This window comes from Shewanella sp. SNU WT4, assembly GCF_006494715.1.
Classification (GTDB): domain Bacteria; phylum Pseudomonadota; class Gammaproteobacteria; order Enterobacterales; family Shewanellaceae; genus Shewanella.
Map to the genome: position 1 here is coordinate 297,166 of NZ_CP041151.1, position 22,925 is coordinate 320,090.

The 22,925-nt window shown below is 44.9% G+C and carries 19 protein-coding genes; 7 read left to right on the forward strand and 12 right to left on the reverse strand.

Annotated features, from left to right (window positions below; translation table 11 throughout):
* Positions 1-50: 50 nt before the first annotated feature.
* From mioC to rpmH, 6 genes are all read right to left on the reverse strand, one after another.
* Positions 51-491 carry an FMN-binding protein MioC gene (gene mioC / locus FJQ87_RS01275; RefSeq protein WP_140930141.1) on the reverse strand — a complete coding sequence of 147 codons (441 nt, stop codon included), beginning with the start codon at positions 489-491 and terminating at the stop codon, positions 51-53.
* A 214-nt stretch (positions 492-705) separates the two neighbouring features.
* Positions 706-2,067: a tRNA uridine-5-carboxymethylaminomethyl(34) synthesis GTPase MnmE gene (gene mnmE / locus FJQ87_RS01280; RefSeq protein ID WP_140930142.1), complete on the reverse strand. Its 1,362-nt coding sequence runs from the start codon at positions 2,065-2,067 to the stop codon at positions 706-708.
* Positions 2,068-2,141: 74 nt separating this feature from the next.
* Entirely contained in the window at positions 2,142-3,764 is a 1,623-nt protein-coding gene (gene yidC / locus FJQ87_RS01285; RefSeq protein ID WP_140930143.1) for a membrane protein insertase YidC, read from the reverse strand.
* A gap of 4 nt (positions 3,765-3,768) precedes the next feature.
* Positions 3,769-4,023 carry a membrane protein insertion efficiency factor YidD gene (yidD, locus tag FJQ87_RS01290; protein WP_140930144.1) on the reverse strand — a complete coding sequence of 85 codons (255 nt, stop codon included), beginning with the start codon at positions 4,021-4,023 and terminating at the stop codon, positions 3,769-3,771.
* The gene (gene rnpA / locus FJQ87_RS01295; RefSeq protein ID WP_140930145.1) at positions 3,990-4,346 is read right to left on the reverse strand and encodes a ribonuclease P protein component; all 357 of its coding nucleotides are present in this window, start codon (positions 4,344-4,346) and stop codon (positions 3,990-3,992) included. Before rnpA ends, yidD begins: the two co-directional genes overlap by 34 nt.
* 15 nt (positions 4,347-4,361) lie before the next feature.
* Complete coding sequence (rpmH, locus tag FJQ87_RS01300; RefSeq protein WP_006083827.1) at positions 4,362-4,499, reverse strand: 50S ribosomal protein L34; 138 nt, start codon at positions 4,497-4,499, stop codon at positions 4,362-4,364.
* Positions 4,500-4,943: 444 nt separating this feature from the next.
* Between rpmH and dnaA the strand changes: the two genes are divergently transcribed.
* The 6 genes from dnaA (at position 4,944) to FJQ87_RS01330 (ending at position 13,655) form a co-directional block, all read left to right on the forward strand.
* Positions 4,944-6,326: a chromosomal replication initiator protein DnaA gene (gene dnaA, locus FJQ87_RS01305; RefSeq protein ID WP_140930146.1), complete on the forward strand. Its 1,383-nt coding sequence runs from the start codon at positions 4,944-4,946 to the stop codon at positions 6,324-6,326.
* Positions 6,327-6,346: 20 nt separating this feature from the next.
* The gene (gene dnaN, locus FJQ87_RS01310) at positions 6,347-7,447 is read left to right on the forward strand and encodes a DNA polymerase III subunit beta (RefSeq protein ID WP_140930147.1); all 1,101 of its coding nucleotides are present in this window, start codon (positions 6,347-6,349) and stop codon (positions 7,445-7,447) included.
* A 30-nt stretch (positions 7,448-7,477) separates the two neighbouring features.
* Positions 7,478-8,581 carry a DNA replication/repair protein RecF gene (gene recF / locus FJQ87_RS01315; RefSeq protein WP_140933934.1) on the forward strand — a complete coding sequence of 368 codons (1,104 nt, stop codon included), beginning with the start codon at positions 7,478-7,480 and terminating at the stop codon, positions 8,579-8,581.
* 1 nt (position 8,582) lies between these two features.
* A complete protein-coding gene (gene gyrB / locus FJQ87_RS01320) occupies positions 8,583-11,000 on the forward strand; it encodes a DNA topoisomerase (ATP-hydrolyzing) subunit B (protein WP_140930148.1) in 2,418 nt (805 codons plus the stop codon).
* Positions 11,001-11,125: 125 nt separating this feature from the next.
* Complete coding sequence (locus FJQ87_RS01325) at positions 11,126-12,199, forward strand: HDOD domain-containing protein (RefSeq protein ID WP_240778790.1); 1,074 nt, start codon at positions 11,126-11,128, stop codon at positions 12,197-12,199.
* 136 nt (positions 12,200-12,335) lie between these two features.
* Positions 12,336-13,655 carry an IS4 family transposase gene (locus tag FJQ87_RS01330; protein ID WP_140930149.1) on the forward strand — a complete coding sequence of 440 codons (1,320 nt, stop codon included), beginning with the start codon at positions 12,336-12,338 and terminating at the stop codon, positions 13,653-13,655.
* Between the two features lie 87 nt (positions 13,656-13,742).
* Here the strand turns inward: FJQ87_RS01330 and glyS are convergent, their stop codons facing one another.
* Positions 13,743-15,812 carry a glycine--tRNA ligase subunit beta gene (glyS, locus tag FJQ87_RS01335; protein WP_140930150.1) on the reverse strand — a complete coding sequence of 690 codons (2,070 nt, stop codon included), beginning with the start codon at positions 15,810-15,812 and terminating at the stop codon, positions 13,743-13,745.
* A 10-nt stretch (positions 15,813-15,822) separates the two neighbouring features.
* A complete protein-coding gene (glyQ, locus tag FJQ87_RS01340) occupies positions 15,823-16,728 on the reverse strand; it encodes a glycine--tRNA ligase subunit alpha (protein WP_140930151.1) in 906 nt (301 codons plus the stop codon).
* Positions 16,729-16,841: 113 nt separating this feature from the next.
* Between glyQ and FJQ87_RS01345 the strand changes: the two genes are divergently transcribed.
* Entirely contained in the window at positions 16,842-17,426 is a 585-nt protein-coding gene (locus FJQ87_RS01345) for a DNA-3-methyladenine glycosylase I (protein ID WP_140930152.1), read from the forward strand.
* A gap of 50 nt (positions 17,427-17,476) precedes the next feature.
* Here FJQ87_RS01345 and FJQ87_RS01350 read toward each other — a convergent pair whose 3' ends face one another.
* From FJQ87_RS01350 to FJQ87_RS01365, 4 genes are all read right to left on the reverse strand, one after another.
* Complete coding sequence (locus FJQ87_RS01350) at positions 17,477-20,644, reverse strand: amidohydrolase family protein (RefSeq protein WP_140930153.1); 3,168 nt, start codon at positions 20,642-20,644, stop codon at positions 17,477-17,479.
* Positions 20,645-20,772: 128 nt separating this feature from the next.
* Positions 20,773-21,210, reverse strand: coding sequence for an MOSC domain-containing protein (locus FJQ87_RS01355; RefSeq protein WP_140930154.1), 438 nt, complete (start codon positions 21,208-21,210; stop codon positions 20,773-20,775).
* A gap of 1 nt (position 21,211) precedes the next feature.
* A complete protein-coding gene (tusA, locus tag FJQ87_RS01360; protein ID WP_140930155.1) occupies positions 21,212-21,457 on the reverse strand; it encodes a sulfurtransferase TusA in 246 nt (81 codons plus the stop codon).
* A gap of 424 nt (positions 21,458-21,881) precedes the next feature.
* Entirely contained in the window at positions 21,882-22,898 is a 1,017-nt protein-coding gene (locus tag FJQ87_RS01365) for an IS110 family transposase (protein ID WP_140930156.1), read from the reverse strand.
* Positions 22,899-22,925 lie beyond the last annotated feature (27 nt).

The following is a 22,925-nucleotide window of genomic DNA, read 5'->3' on the forward strand; positions in this document are numbered from 1 at the left end:
GCTAGATCTAAATTGTGGGTAGATCTGGTTTTATTGATCTTATGATCGGTTTAGATGCGGTTGATCCATTGCTTAAGCCAATGAATAGCGGCATCTTCCGGGATCGTTTGCTGTTTAATGTCGATTTGGATCTTGTCCACAATTTCCGTGGCGCCTAAAAATGATAACTCTGAAACTAAGCTTTCCGGCCCCTGACAAAAAGTGTCGTAGTTGGAGTCGCCGATGGCACACAAAGCAAAAGTGAGCTCAGCAAGCGAGGGTTGTAAGAGGCGTAATTGCTTTAATAACGGCTGTAAATTGTCTGGTAAATCACCTGCGCCATGGGTAGATGACACGATAATCCATAGGGATTTTGGATCTAAATCGGTTAATTCTGGCGCTAAATGTAAGGTGATTTCATGGCCCAAATCACTCAATAATGGCAGCATTTCATCAGCTACATATTCAGTGCCACCTAAAGTAGTACCGACAATAATTTCAATTTTACTCATGATTTTTCCTAACTGGGGACCTGTAGTCCTAAATGATGGGGCTATAGTAACTGATTGCTTAGTATGGCTTCTAGCAAGCTGACAGGGCTTATTAGCCTATAAATTGACTATTTTATGCTGATACTTGATAGATAGCAGGTCAAAAAGAGGTGAGTTTTTAGCTGAAGTTGGCTTATTGGGCATAAAAAAAGGAGCCTGTAGGCTCCTTTAATCGTTATTTGCCGATACAGAATGAACTAAATATCTTGCCTAACAGGTCATCTGAAGTGAATTGGCCCGTAATTTCTGATAATGCTTGCTGCGTCATGCGCAGTTCTTCTGCTAACAATTCACCCGCCTCGTAAACTTCTAGCTGCTCTTTACCTATTTGTAAGTGCTCAGCGGCGAGGGCTAGCGCTTCTAAATGGCGTCGGCGAGCAATAAAACCGCCTTCAAGGTTGCTTTGGTATCCCATCAAACTTTTTAAATGTTGCTTGAGTTCCTCTACACCTAGGCCTGTTTTCGCTGAAATTCGATAGACGCTGTGGCCTTGCTCTTCAGTGCAATCTAACGATTCGCCGGTGAGATCGGCTTTATTACGTATCACAGTAATGCCTAAACCCGCAGGCAGGCGATCGATAAAATCTGGCCAGATATAGTGTGGATCGACGGCGCTAGTCGTGGTGCCATCCACCATAAACAGCACTCGATCAGCACTTTTTATTTCATTCCAGGCGCGCTCAATACCAATTTGTTCAACGGTATCTGTGGTATCACGCAGGCCTGCGGTATCGATAATATGCAAAGGCATACCATCTAAATGTATGTGTTCACGCAATACATCGCGCGTAGTACCGGCAATTTCGGTCACAATGGCTGATTCTTTACCGGCTAAGGCATTCAATAAGCTTGATTTACCAGCATTGGGGCGACCAGCGATAACCACTTTCATGCCTTCGCGAATAATTGCGCCTTGTTTTGCGCTCGCTTGCACAACATCTAGTTTATCTATGATGCGATATAGGGCGCTGGCAATTTTGCCATCAGACAGAAAATCCACTTCTTCATCGGGGAAATCAATGGCAGCTTCGACATAGAGGCGTAAATTGGTCACTTGCTCGACTAAAGTGTGTACTTCTTTTGAGAATTCGCCTTGCAGTGATTGCAGCGCACTTTTGGCTGCTTGTTCACTGGTGGCATCAATCAAATCGGCAATGGCTTCAGCTTGAGTTAAATCGAGCTTATCATTCATAAAGGCTTGTTCGCTGAACTCACCTGGGCGAGCAATACGAATACCGGTAATTTCCAGTACGCGTTTTATCAGCATATCGAGAACGATTTGACCGCCATGACCTTGCAGTTCAAGAACATCTTCACCGGTAAATGAGTTTGGGCCTTTAAAGAATAAGGCAATACCTTGGTCAATCACATGACCATTGGCCGCTTTAAAATCACAGTAATCAGCATAGCGAGTCTTAGGTAAGTGACCGAGCACTTCCATGGCGGCAGATGCTGCTAATTTTCCCGAAATGCGGATGATGCCCACACCGCCACGACCGGGGGCGGTAGCCTGTGCCACGATAGTTTCTGTTGTCACGCGTGTTACCCATTTCAAATAAAAGAAAACAAAAAGGCGGCAATAAGCCGCCTTTTTTTGGTTTAGCTATCGGCTTATTTTAAGCCTTTTTTCTCGAGGTTGGCATAAATAATCTTCTGCTGGATAATAGCAACTAAGTTACCTACTAACCAGTACAGAACCAGACCTGCTGGGAACCACAAGAAGAATACGGTAAATACCACAGGCATCCACTGCATCATTTTAACTTGCATAGGGTCCATGGTAGGTGCAATAGGTTGCATCTTCTGCATGTACCACATAGACGCGCCCATCAGCAGCGGCAGAATGTAGAATGGGTCTTGAACCGACAGGTCATGGATCCATAAAACAAACGGTGCGTGACGTAATTCAACGCTTTCTAACAATACCCAGTACAAGGCAATGAAGATTGGCATCTGTAACAAGATAGGTAAACAGCCACCCATAGGGTTAACTTTTTCTTTCTTGTACAGTTCCATCATGGCCTGACCCATCTTTTGACGGTCATCACCAAAGCGTTCTTTCAGTTCAGCCAGTTTTGGCTGCAGGTTACGCATCTTAGCCATAGACACATATTGTGCCTTGGTTAATGGATAGAGTAAGCCACGAACTGTCAGAGTAATTAAGATAATGGCCACACCCCAGTTACCAACGATTGACTGGAAGAACATCAATAATTTGTAAATTGGAACGGCTAACCACCACAAGAAACCATAATCTACCACTAGGTTCAGCGTTGGTGAGATGGCAGATAATTGCTCTTGGTATTTAGGACCCACATAGAATTGAGCGGCCAAATTTACCGTGGTGTCAGGCGCAATATTCTGCACTTGGCTACGGAAGCCAATGTTGGCCATACCGCCACTAACACTGGTAAATAGGGTATTTTGCTCAGTGGCTTGTGGAACCCAAGCGGATACAAAATAGTGCTGCAACATAGCGGCCCAGCCACCTTGGGTGACGGTATCTAAGTTGCTTTTACTCATATCTTCAAATGAGTACTTTTCATAACGCTCTTTAGCGGTAGAGAAAGCGGCGCCACGATAAGTTGGCATCATCATGCTAGATTCACTAGCCTTGACGGTTTGCTTAATCTGACCGTACATCTGAACTTGTAATGGCTCAGCAGTGGTGTTTTTGATGCGGTAATCAACACCAATATCGAATTTACCTTGGTGGAAAGTAAATACTTTAGTGTAAGTCACACCATCAGCAGCAGTAAAAGTTAAAGGAACTTCCAGTGTCGTTTCACCCGCAGCCATAGCGTAATCTTGCTTGGTAGCAGTAAAATGAGCACGGCCTTTAATGCTATCAATACCATTGGTACCGATTAATCCACTTTGGGCAATGTAGGTATAAGCTGGAGTTTGCTCAAGTAATACAAAAGGCTGATCTTTGTTTTGTTCTAGCTTGTGGGCTACTAACGCCGCATAAACTATATCACCACCTACTGGATTGATTTTCACATCCAACTGGTCGGTTTTAACACTGATCAAGTCTTTTGAAGCCGCTGTATGAAGCGCAGGAACACTAGCATCTGATGACGGAACATCAGAATTATGGTCTGCAGTAGCGGTTTGAGAAGCTACAGTCGTGTGTATCGGCGCTTGAGGCGCGTTGTCAGTCTGCCATTGTTGCCACAGCAGGAAGCTGACAACCAGCAAACCGATTAGCAATATATTACGTTGAGATTCCATAACCTTATTTATTGCACCTGTCGTTTTTGGGGGGGACGGGATCACTACCGCCGGGATGTAAAGGGTGACATTTTAATATGCGTTTGAGAGCAAACCAACTCCCTTTTACTGATCCGTGAGTTTGAATTGCTTCTATCGCGTAATGTGAGCAAGAGGGAGTGAAACGACATCGAGGACCCAGTAAAGGGCTGATGAAGATTTGATAACCACGAATGAACGTGGTTGCTAGCCATTGAATCGGCGAGAGAGTTTTCGCCATAGCTTTTCTATCAAACAATGTAATTCTGCATTATCCATCGCTAAGCAACCGTGACGAACCAAAACCACGATATCAGCATCAGGGATTTGATCTTGATGTAAACGGAAACTTTCCCTAATGACTCTTTTGATGCGATTACGTTGATTAGCATGTTTAACTTGGCGTTTAGGCACAGTTAATCCAAGGCGAGGGTGTTCCTGACCATTAGAAATTGCAAGCAAGGTAATATCAGCAGAAGATGCTTTAAGGGGATTGTTGAATACAGATTTAAATTGCGCGGGAGTTAACAAGCGTAACTCCCGCGTAAAGGTATAGCTAGTCACCTAGTTATCTACTTATTAAGCAGATAAACGAGCGCGACCTTTCGCACGACGACGTGCAAGCACCTTACGGCCGCCTACAGTAGCCATACGAGCGCGGAAGCCGTGAGAACGCTTGCGCTTCAGGTTGCTAGGTTGAAAAGTACGTTTACTCATGATGGCAATCCGTCTTTGTTTAGTTAATGTGCCTTAGCGTCAAAATGAGACTAAGGTGGAAAAAGAGGCCGAATTGTAATCACTTTATTAGGGGCAGTCAACAGAAAGCCCTAATGAAACTGAAATACTCTTCAACTTGGTTAATCAAGATCCTGCCCAGATACACCAGAAAATGTGGATAAGTCTGTGAAGTACCACTACATCTGGTGTTTGTTGATTAATTAAATTAGATCTTACGCCACTAAAATAGATCGGCTAAGATCCCTTTATAAAGCGGCAGTTTGCTGAATTTCGCACATATTTGATCGCATTAGATCTTGACTGATCATGCCTTTTTGGATCCAATTTCTTAGTTGGGGATAAATATATTTAAAGGATAGCGATCAGCGTGATCTCCCTATAGAATACCTATCCTTTCGGTTGGTCTTTTTGGGGATAAGTTCAGTGGCGGTTTCACTTTGGCAACAATGTATCGGACGACTGCAAGACGAGCTGTCTGCTCAACAATTCAGTATGTGGATAAGACCGTTGCAGGCCGAAATGGATGGCGAGACACTGGTGCTTTATGCGCCCAATCGTTTCGTGCTCGATTGGGTTCGTGATAAATATATCAATATTATTAATCAATTCTTTATTGAACAACTAGGTAGTAATGCTCCTAAGTTGCGTTTTGATATAGGTAGTCGCCCATCAGCCAAGCCGGTTGCTGCGCCAGCGCCAGTAAGAACGGCAGGTCCAGCTATGGTTCGCCCACAAGTGGCAACAGGTTTTCAAAGCCAGCGCGAACCAGTATCTAATATTAATCATCGCAGTAACATCAATCCGACTTACCAATTTGACAATTTTGTTGAAGGTAAATCGAACCAACTCGGCAAAGCGGCTGCATTACAAGTAGCTGAAAATCCAGGTGGTGCTTATAACCCATTATTTCTTTATGGCGGCACGGGCTTAGGTAAAACTCACCTGTTGCATGCTGTTGGCAATGGCATTATTAAAAATAATCCCAATGCGAAAGTGGTTTATATGCATTCAGAGCGCTTTGTTCAAGATATGGTGAAAGCGCTGCAAAATAATGCCATTGAAGAATTTAAGCGTTATTACCGTAGTGTAGATGCGCTTTTTATCGATGATATTCAGTTTTTTGCTAACAAAGATCGCTCGCAAGAAGAGTTTTTCCACACTTTCAATGCGTTATTAGAAGGTAACCATCAAGTCATCTTAACCTCAGATCGTTATCCTAAAGAAATTGATGGCGTTGAAGACAGATTAAAATCACGTTTTGGCTGGGGCTTAACGGTAGCTATCGAGCCACCGGAATTAGAAACCCGAGTAGCAATATTAATGCGCAAGGCGCAAGAAAGCGGCATTAATCTGCCAGATGAAGTGGCTTTCTTCATTGCTAAGCGTTTACGTTCAAACGTGCGAGAACTTGAAGGCGCGCTCAACCGCGTGATTGCTAATGCCAATTTTACTGGCAGACCGATCACCATTGATTTTGTGCGTGAAGCACTGCGCGATTTATTAGCTCTGCAAGAAAAACTGGTCACTATTGATAATATTCAAAAAACCGTGGCAGAGTATTACAAGATAAAAATGGCTGACATGCTATCAAAGCGTCGCTCACGTAGTGTGGCTCGTCCGCGCCAAGTGGCCATGGCATTATCGAAAGAATTAACCAACCAAAGTTTGCCTGAAATTGGCGATGCTTTTGGTGGGCGTGATCATACTACTGTGCTACATGCTTGTCGTAAAATCGCGCAATTGCGCGAAGAAAGTCATGACATTAAAGAAGATTATGCGAACTTGATTAGAACTTTATCTTCCTAAAAGGCAGGGAACCGCAAACCATGAAATTTTCAATTGATAGGGATGCCCTTTTAAAGCCGTTACAACTTGTGAGTGGGGCTGTCGAGAGACGCCATAATTTACCTATTTTAGCCAACCTATTGGTAGAGGTAAGTGGTCACTCACTCAAGTTGACTGGTACGGATCTTGAAGTTGAATTAGTGGGTCAAGCTCAGCTTCATGGCGATATCGTCGAAGGGCAAACGACAGTTCCTGCTAAAAAGTTACTGGATATCGTTAAATCCTTACCAGAACAAACAGAAATTAAAGTCGAGCAGCAAGACAATAAGTGGTTACTACGTTGTGGCCGCAGTCGTTTTTCATTAGCGACCTTGCCAGCGCAAGAATATCCAAATGTTGATGCTTTTCAGGCGGATACTGAATTAACTCTTAAGCAAGGTACGCTTAAATCTCTGATTGATGCCACGCAATTTTCTATGGCTAATCAGGATGTTCGTTATTATCTGAACGGTTTGTTACTTGAAACTGAAGGCAATATGTTGAGAGCTATTGCGACTGATGGTCATAGATTGGCGTTAAGTCATCGCACCACGGAAGCTAATTTGCCTGAAAGACAAGTGATTGTACCGCGCAAAGGCGTGATGGAATTAGCGCGTTTGATGGATGGTGACGATCAAGATATTACTTTGGCGATTGGTGAAAATGCCATTCGCGCGACCACGGCTAATGCGGTGTTCACCAGTAAGTTAGTGGATGGTCGTTTCCCTGATTATCGCCGCGTACTGCCTAAGGGCGGTGATAAAATCGTGATCGCCAGTCGTCATCATTTAAAGCAAGCGTTAACCCGGGCATCAATATTGTCCAATGAAAAATTTCGCGGTGTGCGCATTCAGTTAGAGCCAGGTTTGATGAAAATTACGGCGAATAACCCTGAGCAAGAAGAAGCGGAAGAAATCATTGATATTGATTACCAGGGACAAGCGTTGGAAATTGGTTTTAACGTCAGTTATTTATTAGATGTTCTCAATAACCTTAAAAATGAAGATGTACGTATTACTCTGATTGACGGTAACTCAAGTGCTTTACTTGAAAATTACCAAGATCAAGATTCTATGTATGTTGTCATGCCAATGCGTTTGTAGGAGATTGTGGCAGAGTTCTCTGCCATTTTTATGAGCATTTCACGCTTAACTATAGAATCCTTTCGCAATCTATCTTCAGCCCAATTGTCCCCCGGCACTGGGCTGAATTTGATCTATGGCCCCAACGGCAGCGGTAAGACCAGTATTCTTGAGGCCATTTATTTTTTGGGGATGGGGCGCTCTTTTCGCAGCCACATCAGTCAACGAGTCATACAGCGCGACGCCGAGCAGCTAACCTTATTTGCTCAGTTGCAACATGAACAAAGCGGCCAAGCAGGCAAGGTCGGCTTTAGAAAGCACAGAAACGGCGATACTGAGGTCAAAATTGATGGCGCTCGGGTCAAGCGTTTATCTGTGTTAGCCGAATCCCTACCCATACAGGTCATTACACCCGAAAGCTTTTCCCTGCTGTTTGAAGGTCCACAGTCGCGGCGGCAGTTTATTGATTGGGGTACCTTTCATGCCGACCCGCATTTTTATCCTGCTTGGGTCAATGTTAGACGCATCATGAAGCAGCGTAATCAGTTATTACGAGACGGTGCTAGCTATCAGCAAATTCAGTATTGGGATAAGGAGTTAGTTCGTTATGCTGAGCCTGTTACTGAGGCAAGAAAACGGTATGTGGACTCGTTAAATGAGCGACTAAAGGGTATAATCGAGGAGTTTTTACCCCAGGTAGAACTAAAGATTTCTTTTACACGCGGATGGGATAGTAAAACTGATTTAAATCAGTTGCTTGAACAGCAATATCAGCGTGATCTGGGAATGGGGCATACGGTAAGTGGTCCACATAAAGCGGACTTGAGATTGCGGGTAGAAAATTTACCGGCACAAGACGCTTTATCCCGTGGGCAGCTGAAGTTATTGGTATGTGCCTTACGTATTGCCCAAGGCCGTTTATTAAGGCAACAAACTGGCAAAAACAGTATTTATTTAGTCGATGATCTGCCTTCAGAGCTAGATGCTCAGCACCGACAATTACTGCTAAAACAATTGACCGATACGGGCGCACAAATTTTTGTGACCGCTATTGAACCTGCAGCCATTGTCGATTGCTTACACATAGCACCGAGTAAGGTGTTCCATGTGGAACAGGGGCTGGTAACGCAAATTGAACACACGATGAGAGAATAATATGTCAGAGAATAGTTACGATTCTTCGAGTATTAAGGTCCTTAAGGGCCTTGATGCGGTACGTAAAAGACCTGGGATGTATATCGGTGATACCGACGATGGTTCAGGTCTGCATCATATGGTGTTCGAAGTGGTCGATAACTCAATCGACGAAGCTTTGGCTGGCCATTGTCACGATATTACCATCAGAATTCACACCGACGGTTCTGTGTCGGTGCAAGATGATGGTCGTGGTATTCCGGTAGCTATCCACCCAGAAGAAGGTGTTTCGGCGGCTGAAGTTATTATGACGGTACTGCACGCTGGCGGTAAGTTTGATGATAACTCTTATAAAGTGTCTGGTGGCTTACACGGCGTTGGTGTTTCAGTAGTAAACGCCTTGTCTGAAAAGCTGCAGATGACCATTCGCCGAGATGGCAAGGTCTATGAGCAGTTTTATACCCACGGTGTGCCTGATGCGCCAATCAAAGAGATTGGTCAAGCAAGCAAAACCGGTACTACGATTCGTTTTTGGCCAAGCCATGAGACTTTTACTGATACCTTGTATCACTATGAGATCTTAGCTAAACGCGTACGTGAGTTGTCATTCTTGAACTCAGGCGTTGGCATCCGTTTAATGGATGACCGTGATGCTAAAAATGAATTTTTCCAGTATGAAGGCGGTATTAGCGCATTTGTTGATTACTTAAATCGCAACAAGACGCCAGTCAACAAAGATGTGTTCCATTTTACTCAAGAGCGTGACGACGGCATTACCGTTGAAGTGGCTATGCAGTGGAATGATGGTTTCCAAGAAAACATTTTTTGTTTCACCAACAACATCCCACAGCGCGATGGCGGTACTCACTTAGCGGGTTTCCGTAGTGCCTTGACTCGTAACCTTAACACTTATATGGAGCGTGAAGGCTTCAATAAGAAAGGTAAGACTAACGCGACTGGCGATGATGCTCGTGAAGGTTTGACCGCGGTTATTTCGGTTAAAGTACCAGATCCTAAATTCAGCTCGCAAACTAAAGATAAATTAGTATCGAGTGAAGTTAAGACCGCGGTTGAGCAGACCATGGGTGAAAAACTCAATGATTATCTGCTGGAAAACCCAGGCGATGCTCGATTAATTGTTGGCAAGATCATTGATGCTGCGCGTGCTCGTGAAGCAGCCCGTAAAGCCCGTGAAATGACTCGTCGTAAAGGCGCGTTAGATTTAGGTGGTTTACCGGGTAAGTTAGCCGATTGCCAAGAAAAAGATCCTGGTTTATCTGAAATTTACATAGTGGAAGGTGACTCGGCCGGCGGCAGCGCCAAACAAGGCCGAAATCGTAAAAACCAAGCTATTTTGCCGCTTAAGGGTAAGATCTTAAACGTTGAAAAAGCGCGTTTTGATAAGATGTTATCTTCACAAGAAGTGGCGACACTGATCACTGCCTTAGGTTGTGGTATTGGCCGCGATGAATATAACCCAGATAAAACTCGTTATCACAACATCATCATCATGACGGATGCTGACGTCGACGGCTCGCACATTCGTACCTTGCTGTTGACCTTCTTCTTCCGTCAAATGCCGGAACTGATTGAGCGTGGTTATATTTATATTGCCCAGCCGCCTTTATATAAAGTGAAACGCGGTAAGCAAGAGCAGTATCTGAAAGATGAAGCGGCCAGAACTCAGTATCTGACCACGCAAGCGTTAGATGGCGCCACCTTATACTCAGCACCAGGCATTCCTGGCATGAGCGGTGGCCCATTAGAGCGCTTAGTGAATCAGTTCCGTGAAGTTGAAGCCATGATTGAGCGTCTGTCTTTACGTTATCCACGGATTGTGACTGAACGCATGCTGTATCACCCAGAAGTCACGACTGAAATGCTGTTAGATGAAGGTTTGATGACAGCTTGGTGTGATTCGTTAATTGCTGACTTACGTGAGCGTGAAAACACCGGCGTGCTGTATTCAGCGCAAGCGATGTTTGACCCTGAGCGTCAGCAGTATTTACCGCAAATCACCATTCGTAAGCATGGTATAGATACTCATTACTTGCTGGGTCATGACTTCTTTAGTTCTGCTGATTACCAGCGTATGGTGCGTCTGGCATCTGAATTAGAAGGTCTGGTCGAAGCTAATGGTTATGTACAGCGCGGCGAACGTACTAAGCAAGTGGCTAGCTTCGCAGAAGCACTTGAATGGTTGATGCAAGAAGCTCAGCGCGGTTTATATATCCAGCGCTATAAAGGACTGGGTGAGATGAACCCAGAGCAATTGTGGGAAACCACTATGGATCCTGAGCAGCGCCGTATGTTGCAAGTGACCATTGATGATGCCGTTGGCGCCGATCAATTGTTTACTACCTTAATGGGCGACAATGTTGAACCAAGACGTGAGTTTATTGAAGCTAACGCCTTGAACGTGGCTAACCTAGACGTCTAGTGCTCTAAGTTAGTTAACATTAAACGCGACGCTTGAGTCGCGTTTTTTTTACCAAATTTCGACTAAAATTAATCAGGTAAAGGGGATTGAGAGTCAGTTATATTGCTAATAGCCAAGGTGGCACCGTGAGAAAATTATTTGGCAAAATTTTTAATTTTAGAGATGACGTTGAAGTCAGTATCTCTAAACCTGCTTCCCAAGCGACTATGGCGGGAGAGCAAGCAATAGCCGCTGTGAGTGCGGCTAAGCCCATCCACAAATCATCCCAAGTGACGCCTGTAGAATCTAAATTAATCAATAGTATTGATTCATCCGCCATGTTTTATAGCTTGTTGTTTCAAGTAAATTCCGAAGACAGTGGCGGGGTTGCTAATAATCTCGAGAAAAAAGTCATAGAAAATGTGGCTAAGGCATTAAGCGACCCAGAACAAATCGCTGCTAAAGTCTTAAAACTTTCCAGTCGAGTGATAGAGATTGATAAGCAGCTAGCTAATCCTGAATGCGATGTGCAGGCGATTTTAAAGCTATTGCAGCAAGACCCTATGATTAGCATCGAAGTGCTAAAACTCTGTAATTCACCCGCGTTTAGGCGCGGCACTAAAGACGTCACTAATCTTCAGCAAGCGTTAGTATCTTTAGGGCGCGACCAAATTCGCCGCTTTGTCACCTCAAGCATGGTGAAAGACATTATTGATATTAAGCCTATTTACTACCGCCGCTTTGGCGCGCAAATTTGGCACCATTCATTACAAGTGGCATTTTTGGCGGGAGAAATGGCCACAGATGATGCCGATACTGTATTTTTAATGGGCTTATTGCATGACGTTGGCAAGATAGCCATTTTTAAAATTTTATTGGATCAATTTGTAGTGGCTGAGGTTGGTGAGCAGCCAAGATCGCACTTATTTAGACAAGCCATGACGAGTCGCAGCTTAGTGCTGAGTGCTAGTTTGATGAAATGTTGGCGTTTACCGCCTATTTATTGTGAACAATTAGAAAGGCTTGCGAATGTTAACTATCGCCCCGATGGCGGCTTAGCGGCGGTGATATGGCGCGCCAATGCCATTAGTGAACTCTCAATGCTGTATCAAGCCAAACGCTTGGATGAAGAACAGTTACCTTTGCATTTACAACGTATCGACTTATCGTTAGAAGACTTTTTAGAGCTTCACGAAAAATTAGTGACTCTTGAGAATTAATAGTTACCTCTTACATAAACACAAGCAAGATACAAAAAGACCAGTCATAGGACTTAATGCCGATCGTTTTAAGTAGTTGAACGATCTTTCAAGGGCTTCATAATCAGCCGCAACCTAAGTTGCAGCTGATTTTTTTATGTCTGAATTTTCTAAAGAGCTACTCGTTACCGCTGAATTTTTCCAAGCGCAAGATATTGATGTATTCGCCAAACATGTTCCCATGGATTGGGTGGCTGAGGCTGTGCAACAAACTGGCAGGGCCTCGCTTCGAACCCGCCGTTTCCCTGCAGAGCAAGCTGTTTGGTTGGTTCTAGGCATTGGTTTGATGCGTAACCGCTCGATTCAGCAAGTCTGTGATACGCTCTCACTGGCATTTCCCGACTCCAAGGGGGAGCTCCCGCCACTGGCGACCAGTAGTATCATCAAAGCCAAAGAAAAGTTGGGTTCAGAGCCCATGCGTTATCTGTTCAAAACAACCGCTGCACAGTGGGAAACACAGTGCGAATTTGATGAGATAGCGGGATTGAAATTGCTCAGTGTTGATGGGACGTATTTTAAGACGCATAACACTGAAGAAAACCATCACTTTGGCTTTGCACAAAGCACGGCTTCTTTTCCCTCTGTGCTGGCGGTCACCTTAATGTCTACTCGTAGCCACTTACTTTCTGATGCGGCTTTCGGGCCTGTTACCCACAGTGAAATTCACTATGCACAGCAATTGGTTGGCTCAGCTCCCGAGAATTCGCTCACGTTGTTTGACCGTGGGTTTATGTCTGCCGAATTGCTCATCAGCTGGCAAGAAAGCGGTGCAAACACCCATTGGTTAACCCCGATAAAGTCTAAGACCCGCTATCAAATTATCGAGTCATTCTCAGAGTATGACCATCTGGTTGAGATGCCGGTATCACCCCAAGCTAAACAGCAAGCGCCTTATCTGGGGGAGAGCTGGCAAGCCCGCCTTATTCTTATTCCGTCACCCAAAGGTGATATCAAAGGGTTTATCACGTCCTGCCTATGCCCCAACAGCTATCCAGTGAACGATTTACTCAAGGTGTATTGGCAGCGATGGGAGATAGAGAGGGGTTATAGTGAGCTAAAGCAATATCAACTGGAAAATAAACCAGTCCTGCGCAGTAAGAAGAAGGATGGGGTGTATCAAGAATTATGGGGGATCTTAACGACCTACAATATTGTTCGGCTAGAGATGGCCGCAATGGCAGTGCAGCATAAAGTTGAGCCACAGAGGATAAGTTTCATTAATGCCCTGTTTTTAATACAGGATGAGTTTGGTTGGAGTGACAGAGGGAGTCCGGGAGCGATCCCACAGCACTTAAAACGACTGAGGGAAAATGGCAAAAGGTTGATTTTACCCCCAAAGAGGAAGCGGCCCAGCTACCCGCGTGTGGTGCTAAAGAAAACAGTGAAATATCCAAGTAAAAATGCCACTCGCTCTTAAGCGAGTGGCATTAGTCATAGGACTGGTCTTTTGTTTATTAACATAGATAGTCAACGAATACAGATGACTATGAATGCGGTCTAGTGATTATTGCAGCAACGAAATATCAGCAACATGCCAGAACTGCTGGCGCAATTGGCCTAGCAATGCCAAACGGTTGTGACGCAAGGCTAAATCATCGGCCATGACCATTACCGCTTCAAAGAAGTTATCTACGTCGCTGCGTAATCCAGCCAGCAGAATCAAAGCTTGCTGGTAATCACCGCGTGCGAATAATGGATCTAATTGCGGCTGTAACTTGTTTAAGTGCGCAGCAAGTTCGATTTCTTCTTTGGCCGTTAATAACTGGCTATCAATGGCTGTTGGTAATTCACCTTCAACCTTGGCCAGAATATTACTCACGCGCTTATTAGCCGCGGCTAATGCCATAGCAGCATCTAAGCTTCTAAAGTGAGCCACGGCTTGAATACGGGCATCAAAATCCGCTGGGCGAGTAGGGCGACGAGCCAGTACCGCTAAGATAACGTCAACGCCTATGCCTTTATCTTGATACCAAGCACGAAAACGCGCCATTAAGAACTCAAGCACATCTTCATTCGCATTGGCATTAGTTAAGGTTTCGCCGTGTAAGCGAATACCTTCAGCAATTAAATCCACTAAGTCTAATGGCAGCTTGTTTTCAACGATAATTCTCAGTACACCGATAGCGGCGCGGCGCAGCGCGAATGGGTCAGCCGCACCTTTTGGCGCTTGGCCAATGCCGAAAATACCGGTTAAGGTATCAAGCTTTTCAGCTAAAGCAACGGCGCACGATACACCTGAGCTTGGCACAGTATCACCTGAGAACTTAGGCTTATATTGCTCATCCAATGCCACGGCAACGGCTTCAGTTTCGCCATCTAAACGGGCGTAATGCATGCCCATGGTGCCTTGGGTATCAGTAAATTCCATCACCATGTTGGTCATCAAATCTGCTTTTGATAACAGACCGGCGCGAGCAGCATCTTGTGGATTGGCATCAATCTGAGTCGCTATGAAGGCGGCGAGGGCTGAAATGCGCTCAACACGGGCTTTCAAGGTACCTAATTGCTGCTGGAATACCACAGTCTCAAGGCTAGTTAAGCGAGACGCTAAGCTGTGCTTTTTATCGGTATTGAAGAAGAATTCGGCATCGGCAAGGCGAGGGCGAACGACTTTTTCATTACCAGCAATGATTTGGCTTGGATCTTTAGACTCAATGTTAGTTACAAAGATAAAGTTCGGCAGTAACTTGCCGGCCTTATCAAACACTGGGAAGTATTTCTGATCGCCTTTCATGGTGTAAACCAAGGCTTCAGCCGGCACGTCTAAGAATTTTTCTTCAAAGTGCGCAGTTAATACTACTGGCCATTCAACCAGTGAAGATACTTCTTCAAGTAAGCTTTCTTCGATATCAGCCACGCCGCCAATATCTGCAGCTGCTTGCTCGGCATCATTCTTGATGATAGCCATACGCGCAAAGTAATCCGCCATGACCTTACCGCGCTCAAGCAATAAGCTTAAGTAGTTATCGGCATGATCTAATTCAAAGCTAGCTTCGCCCATAAAGCGGTGGCCGCGAATAGTGCGAGCGGCTTGAATGCCCAGCAATTCACCGGCAACTAACTTATCACCCAGCAGCATAGTAATAGTGTGCACCGGACGGATAAACTGCGTCTTGTTGTTACCCCAGCGCATTGGCTTTGGAATTGGCAACTTATCGAGTGCCTTTTGCGCCATGGCTGGAATTAAATCCATAGTGGCCGCGCCAGTAATGTTGGCGTAGTGAACTAACCATTCACCTTTATCTGTGACTAAACGCTCAGCTTGTTCAACGCTGATGCCGTTACCACGAGCCCAACCTTGCGCAGCTTTAGTCGCATTACCTTCGGCATCAAAGGCTGAAGATACGGCAGGGCCGCGTTTTTCAACGACTTTGTCAGCTTGTGCTAGTGCTAAACCATTCACCTTAATGGCTAAACGGCGAGGCGCTGCATACCAATTGGCATCGCTAAATTGCAGATCGGCCTTGGTTAATTCGTCAGTGAAGTTAGCCAATAAAGATTCAGCTAAGGTTCGCAGTGACTTTGGCGGCAACTCTTCGGTGCCGATTTCAATCAGCAAATTTTCAAAATTCATGGCGATACCTCTACTTACACATAGGGAAGCCAAGGGCTTCACGGGCCTGATAATAGGCTTCGGCCACTGCTTTGGCCATGGTACGAACTCGCAGAATATAACGCTGACGCTCAGTAACAGAGATGGCGTGGCGAGCATCTAATAAATTGAAGGCGTGTGAAGCTTTCATCACTTGCTCGTAAGCTGGTAATGGCAGCGGCTTTTCCAGTGACAATAAATGCATACACATTTTTTCGCACTGATCGAATACGGTAAATTGGAATTCAACATCGGCGTGTTCAAAGTTATAAGTTGATTGCTCAACTTCATTTTGATGGAACACGTCACCGTAGCTGATCTTACCTAATGGACCGTCAGCCCATACCAGATCGTAAACGCTGTCTACGCCTTGGATATACATGGCTAAGCGTTCTAAACCGTAAGTGATTTCACCGGTAACTGGAGTGCATTCAATACCACCCACTTGCTGGAAGTAAGTGAACTGTGTCACTTCCATACCGTTAAGCCATACTTCCCAGCCCAAGCCCCAGGCACCTAAGGTTGGTGATTCCCAGTTATCTTCCACAAAGCGGATATCATGGATTTGCGTGTCTATACCTAACGCCTGCAAAGAACCTAAATACAGTTCTTGGATATTATCTGGCGATGGTTTCAGCATGACTTGGAATTGATAGTAATGTTGAAGACGATTCGGGTTTTCACCATAGCGACCGTCGGTTGGACGACGTGATGGTTGCACATAAGCGCTATTAATTGGTTCTGGGCCCAGCGAGCGCAGGAACGTCATAGGATGAAAGGTGCCGGCACCTACTTCCATATCCAGCGGCTGAATAATGGCACAACCTTGTTGTGCCCAATATTCCTGAAGGGTCAGGATAAACCCCTGAAAGGTTTTTACGTCATGTTTGCTAGTCATATCCACTGCTTCGGGCTGTCATAGAAAATGGTTTAAATTATACCTTGTCGTAATAGTCTTATGTAGGCTAATTTTTAACGTATTTACCCTGTTAGTGTCAGTTAAGGAAATTCATGTCACAAATTACCACCACTTGCCCTTGGGTAACTAACGATCCCCTCTATCAGCAATATCACAATAAGGTGTGGGGGCGACCGGTTTATGATGACCGAGAGTTATTCGCCAAACTGTGTTTAGATGGTCAGCAGGCTGGTTTATCATGGTTAACCATTTTAAAACGCCAAGCTAACTACGAGGAGCTTTTCTTTGATTTTAATCCACAAGAAATTGCCTTAATGACGCAAGACGACGTTGAGCGTTTGCTGTTAGATACTCGCATTATTCGCAATCGCGCCAAAATTAATAGCATCATTGGCAACGCCAAAGCTTACCTTGCTTATAGCCAAAACGGAGCCAATAGCTTTTCACAATTGCTCTGGTCGTTTGTGGGTGGTCAACCTGTGATCAATCATTTTAATGTTATGGCTGAGGTGCCGGCACAAACTCCTGAGTCGCAAGCCATGTCGAAGGCTTTAAAAAAATTAGGCTTTAACTTTGTTGGCCCCACTATCTGTTATGCCTTTATGCAGGCCGTCGGTATGGTGAACGATCATCTAACGTCTTGTCCTTGCTATCTTGAATCGAGTGCAAAAAAATAGGGTGTTTCACGTGAAACACCCTAAAGTATTATCGATTCGTTATTGCAGTCTTATTCAAAGAAGAAGGTTTGCTTTTGCCTTTGCTGACCATTGAGCTCATTCATAGTGGCCGCATCAAATAGCGCGCCATTAACCATGGTATAGGCTACTTTATCGGAATCACGGATATTAATAAGTGGATTACCATCGATGACGATAAGGTCAGCCAGTTTACCTGGGGTGATTGAACCTAATTGTTCATCCATGCCAAAGTGAATGGCTGGGTTGATGGTTGCGGTTTTTAATGCTTCTAGCGGCGACATGCCGCCTTGGGCAAACATCCAAATTTCCCAATGAGCGCCTAAGCTTTCTCTTTGGCCATGAGCACCTATGTTGGATTTAATACCAAGCTTACCAACTTCGTTAGCCATTTTAGCGACATTAAAGTGATTGTAATGTTCATCAGGCGCTGTGGTTCTACGCATGGCTCTTGGCTGTAAGATGTAGTCAGGCACGAATTTTGACAGGCGAGGGTGCGCCCAAACATCCGTTTTATCGTACCAATAATTCTCACCAGCAATGCCGCCATAAGCCACTACTAAGGTTGGGGTATAACCCACTTTAGTTTGACTCCAAAACTGTTTGATATCGTCATAAAGAACAGCTGCGGGGAGCGAGTGTTCAATCCCAGTATGACCATCAGCTATCATGGTTAGGTTATGCTGCAACAAGCTGCCACCTTCTGGCACAACCATCATCTCTAATTCTCTGGCAGCAGCTATGACTTGTTGCCTCTGATTACGCCTTGGTTGATTATAGCTTTTTACGCTAAAGGCACCGACTTTTTTAAGGCGTTCTAAGTGAAACTTAGCATCATCAAGCGAGTCAATGTGCGAGGTATAGCCAGGACCATGGGCGCCATAAAGTATGGTGCCAGTACTGAATATTCTTGGTCCCACAATATTGCCTGCTTTTTGTTGCTCGCTGGCGGCAAAGATTTCGGTAGTGTCGTTAGATGGATCATGAATTGCCGTGACACCTAAGGCTAAACTCGCAAAGTTGCCCCAGTTTTGCTGCGGGATAATTTCATTTTCACCTTGAGCGCCATGGGCGTGGGCATCAAATATCCCCGGCATAATAGTTTTACCCGCGATATCTATGATCTTGGCATCGGCTGGAATAGTGACTTGTTGCTGCGAACCGACGGCGACTATCTTGTTATCTGTGACTATCACAACGCCATTTTCAATGACTTGATCTTGCTCCATGGTAATCACTTGGCCACCCACAAAGGCAAGAGTTCCACGTGGAACGTAGGACTCTTGGTTAAAGCCAATGTTAGTGACCTTAGCGGCTTGTTTGGATTTAACTTTGTTAGTGGTTGGATAGCTTTGATCTATATCCACCTGATATAGCTCAGGCCCTAAGGTCCAATACAGTTGCTGATTATCTTGGCGCCAACTAATGCTCTCGCCAGCGCGGCTACTTAGCTGGGTGACTGGTAAATTTTTAGCTTCTGGGCCTATTTCGACAGTCTCACCATGTTTGGCAAACGGCGTTATAAAAACTTTAAAGCGTTCGGCAAAGGCTAAGTGCTCACCATTAGGGGATATTCTAAATTCGGTGGCAAGCTTACTGGTGTAGTGCACGCGCTTGTCATGGCCGCTTACGGTGACCGATGAAAACTGCGGTGTTTCACCGGCATCCATAAAGTAAACTCTGCCATTATCAGCGCCGAACTGGGGTTGATAGCCTTGATCATCGAGCTTAGTTTTTTGTTTGGAGTTAAGATTAAGTGCGTATAGCCCAGGCTCTTGTGACCAAGTGGTCGGCGTTATATAGCCGCCCTTAACTTGGCGATACACTAAGGTTTCACCATTGGGTGACAAGGTCGGCTCAACATATTTGCCGGGCTTATCGGTTAGGGTGGTGATTTTACGGCTGGCTAATTCAAGCCTATGCAAGGCGCCTTGCTCTTTATCATCCCAAGTAGCAAATACAATGGATTTACCATCGCGCGCCCACTGCGGGAATAATTCATTGGCATTGTTTGTAAGCTTTGTCAGGCGCTCAACCTTGCCGTTAGGTAATGATTTTAGCCATAACTTGCCTAAAGCTTCATAGACAACGGTTTTGCCATCGGAGGAAACTTGCGCCATTCGCAGCATTTTTACTGAAAAGTCGACAATATCTATATCTTGCGTAAAGCGCACCGCAGGTTGCACACTCAGTTCGGTATCTATGCTAAAAGGAATGACCTTAGCAGATTTATCATTGAGGCTTAATTCGCGAATTTTGCCTTTAGCCCAAAAGCGAATGGCCTGATTATCAGGGCGCCAACTCATGTGCGGGTAAACACCATGAATCGCCCAAGTTTCTTGCATGTCACGGTCAAGATCAGAATACAGTTTATCGATTTTTCCAGACTCTAAATCTAACAAATACAAGGTCGACTGAAAGCCATCGCGGCGAATGAAAGCAAGCTTAGTGCCATCAGGGCTTGGAGTCGGTCTGATGGCGCCGCCAGTGCCTTGCAACAGAATATCTATATCACCTGTGTCACGGTCATAACGCTTGATGGTATATATGCCTTGCACTGAGTCTTTAGAGTAATGGAAGGTTTTACCTGGGGTGTCATCTTGGCTGAAGTAAATGTAGCGGCCATCGGGTGAAAAGGCGGGTTCACCTAAATCCTTTTGATCGTTTGGCCGTTCAGTGAGTTTAATGCCTTCACCGCCTGCAACGTGATACATCCATACTTCGCCTGCGCCTAAACTTCTTTCGGCGGTAAAGTGTTTACGGGCAACGAGATACTGAGAATCCGGACTCCATGCTGGGCTATTGAGTAATCTAAACGTTTCTTTAGTCACTGGGCGCGGTTTAGTGCCGTCGCTATTCATCACCCAAATATTATCGGCGCCATCTTCATCTGAAGTAAAAGCTATGTATTTGCCATCAGGGCTATAGACAGGTTGCATCTGCCACGCGATGCCACTGGCTAATACTTCAGCCTCTCCGCCGGCAACTGGAATTCGGTAAATATCCCCTAATAAATCAAACACTATGTATTGATTATCTGGACTACTGCTGACGTTCATCCAAGTGCCTTCAGAGACCTTAATATCAATTTGCTGCAGCGGCGCCTTGGCTGGGGCGTTGACTTGCCATTCTGGTGGTGATTCGGCGTGTAGGTTAAAGGCGAGCGCTAAGGCTAGCGGGGTTAACAGGAACTTTTTCATGACCACTCCATTGCTACGTTTTTGTTATTTGACACTAACTTTACGTTATTGCCATTTTTTAGCAACATAGGTTTTGGCCACAAAAAAAGCACCCTAAGGTGCTTAATGGGTTAGCTAACGGTAAAACACTAAAGGACAGCTATGGTATCAAACAGGGTTATAGGCCCAGACGTGACAACCTTGCATGTGACGCCGCCACGCCAGTCGGGGGTTAACGCATTTTGTAGGCCATCAGCTTGTTTTTCTATTTTTGTGCAAGGCGCAGTTTCACCTGTAATCAGTAATGCTACTTGTTCACCGATAATGATTTGCTTACCGACATCTGCGGCACTGAATTCATAACCTGAGATTAAAAGGTTGGCGCGGCGTGTTTGCCACTCTAAATCATTATCAAGTTCATCACAGGCAGCTTGCCACTGCTCTTGAGATAATACTGTTACTTGGCGCTTTCCTGGCTTACCAAACACATCATCAGCAACGCCTTTTTCTAAGCTGATATCAGCGTTAGTTAGGCACAGCATAGGCCCAGATTTTTTCTGTTTATAAGCGATACCGACAAGCTGCATATTAACTTCCTTTTTGAATGAGATAACGATAGGGCGAGCCATCAGTGTCGCTGGCTAATAAGGTGTGATCCATAAATTGGCAGAAACTTGGAATGTCACGCGTGGTCGCTGGATCATCGGCGAGGATCAATAAAGTCTCGCCAGCCGCCATTTGTCTGACAGTTTTACGAACCATCATGACAGGCTCTGGGCAGCGCAGCCCTTGGGTATCGAGTTGGTGTTGGGCAAGTTCAAAAGGGTTCGACATAAGGGCAATATCCACGAAAAAATTAGGATAATGTTACTCTCGGCCAGTGTGAATGCCAAGGTTGAAACACTAATTAGTCTAAAACTTGGACTGTTGTCCTTAATGGTTTCACGTGAAACATGTCGAATGACTCAAGATAGTTTGCTGATAAGTGGTCACAGCTTTAAGGCTCTGCGTCGTGATTAAGTGGCAATAAAAATGTATGGTCCGCCTCGTTATTGCAAATGATATTTTCGATAACGAGGTTGGTTTGCGCTAATGTATTCGGAGTCTTCATTAGGTGCTACCACCCGCTCCACGATGAGTTCCGCGCTAGATTGTCCTCAAAAAGCCCAAAGCATACTGCGTTGCTGTTTTTTATGTCAGGTCTTCAATCTAGTGGTCTGACCGTTCTGCCATCTTTTTTATCATCTGCAAACTCGGCTTAAACTCTTACTTCAAATGCTTGCTTGGTCGATAACACTGACCACGCTATCCGCACTAACTTATTCGCCAAAGCGACAACCGCTACGTTAAATGGCTTTCTGGCTCTTAACTCCAAAATCCATTCACCAAAAACAGCGACTGCAACCTCTGGCCTTGATAAAATCGACCGTGCACCATGGATGAATAACGTCCTCAACGCTTTGTTGCCGCGCTTACTTATCCCCAAAAGCGTGGTTTTGCCGCCAGTTGAGTATTGATGTGGGACAAGCCCTATCCAGGCGGCTAACTGTCGTCCATTTTTAAAGTGACCCACATCGGAGATATCCGCTAAACACTGACTCGCTGTTAAATTTCCCACACCTGGGATAGATTTAAGCAGTTGAGCATCTTCATTTTGCTCGACAAGCTGTTTCAGCTTGTTATCTTGACCTGCAATACGCTCATTAAGCTGTAAATAGTATTCGTGATGCTCAATCAACTCCTGCATTAACATCTGAGGAATAGATTCTTTACTATAAGCAAGCCATTGAAATAGGCTCTTCATCTTGCTATGCCCTTTAGGGAAGCTCATACCAAATTCAAGCAAGATAGCTCCAATACGGGACATGCACGCGGTACGCTCTTTTACGTAACTAGAACGAATACGTTGGATCACTGAGATAACCTGAGCAGTTTCAGTTTTAACACCAACAAAGCGCATCGATGGGCGTGTTGATGCTTCCGCTATTGCATCAGCATCGATGTAATCATTTTTATTAGTTTTAACGTAAGGTTTAACGTACTGCGGAGGAATGAGTTTAACTTCGTGCCCAAAAGACTGGCACTTTCGAGCGAGCCAATGTGAGCCACCACATGACTCCATAGCTATGATTGTTGCGGGTATTTGAGCTAAAAACTCAATAAGTTTTGCGCGAGATAAATGCTTTCGAAATTGCTCTCGACCGCTATAGTCATGAGCAACAAGATGAAAAGAAGATTTGCCTAAATCGATCCCAATTACTTTAATAGTAGACATGATGGTTCGCCTCTTTGTTTGCCTAAC

Bases quoted from the DNA above. Each gene is read 5' to 3' on its own strand.
- mioC (WP_140930141.1), bottom strand. From the start codon at position 491: ATGAGTAAAATTGAAATTATTGTCGGTACTACTTTAGGTGGCACTGAA.
- yidC (WP_140930143.1), bottom strand. From the start codon at position 3,764: ATGGAATCTCAACGTAATATATTGCTAATCGGTTTGCTGGTTGTCAGC.
- yidD (WP_140930144.1), bottom strand. From the start codon at position 4,023: ATGGCGAAAACTCTCTCGCCGATTCAATGGCTAGCAACCACGTTCATT.
- rpmH (WP_006083827.1), bottom strand. From the start codon at position 4,499: ATGAGTAAACGTACTTTTCAACCTAGCAACCTGAAGCGCAAGCGTTCT.
- dnaN (WP_140930147.1), top strand. From the start codon at position 6,347: ATGAAATTTTCAATTGATAGGGATGCCCTTTTAAAGCCGTTACAACTT.
- recF (WP_140933934.1), top strand. From the start codon at position 7,478: ATGAGCATTTCACGCTTAACTATAGAATCCTTTCGCAATCTATCTTCA.
- gyrB (WP_140930148.1), top strand. From the start codon at position 8,583: ATGTCAGAGAATAGTTACGATTCTTCGAGTATTAAGGTCCTTAAGGGC.
- FJQ87_RS01330 (WP_140930149.1), top strand. From the start codon at position 12,336: ATGTCTGAATTTTCTAAAGAGCTACTCGTTACCGCTGAATTTTTCCAA.
- glyS (WP_140930150.1), bottom strand. From the start codon at position 15,812: ATGAATTTTGAAAATTTGCTGATTGAAATCGGCACCGAAGAGTTGCCG.
- glyQ (WP_140930151.1), bottom strand. From the start codon at position 16,728: ATGACTAGCAAACATGACGTAAAAACCTTTCAGGGGTTTATCCTGACC.
- FJQ87_RS01345 (WP_140930152.1), top strand. From the start codon at position 16,842: ATGTCACAAATTACCACCACTTGCCCTTGGGTAACTAACGATCCCCTC.
- FJQ87_RS01350 (WP_140930153.1), bottom strand. From the start codon at position 20,644: ATGAAAAAGTTCCTGTTAACCCCGCTAGCCTTAGCGCTCGCCTTTAAC.
- FJQ87_RS01355 (WP_140930154.1), bottom strand. From the start codon at position 21,210: ATGCAGCTTGTCGGTATCGCTTATAAACAGAAAAAATCTGGGCCTATG.
- tusA (WP_140930155.1), bottom strand. From the start codon at position 21,457: ATGTCGAACCCTTTTGAACTTGCCCAACACCAACTCGATACCCAAGGG.
- FJQ87_RS01365 (WP_140930156.1), bottom strand. From the start codon at position 22,898: ATGTCTACTATTAAAGTAATTGGGATCGATTTAGGCAAATCTTCTTTT.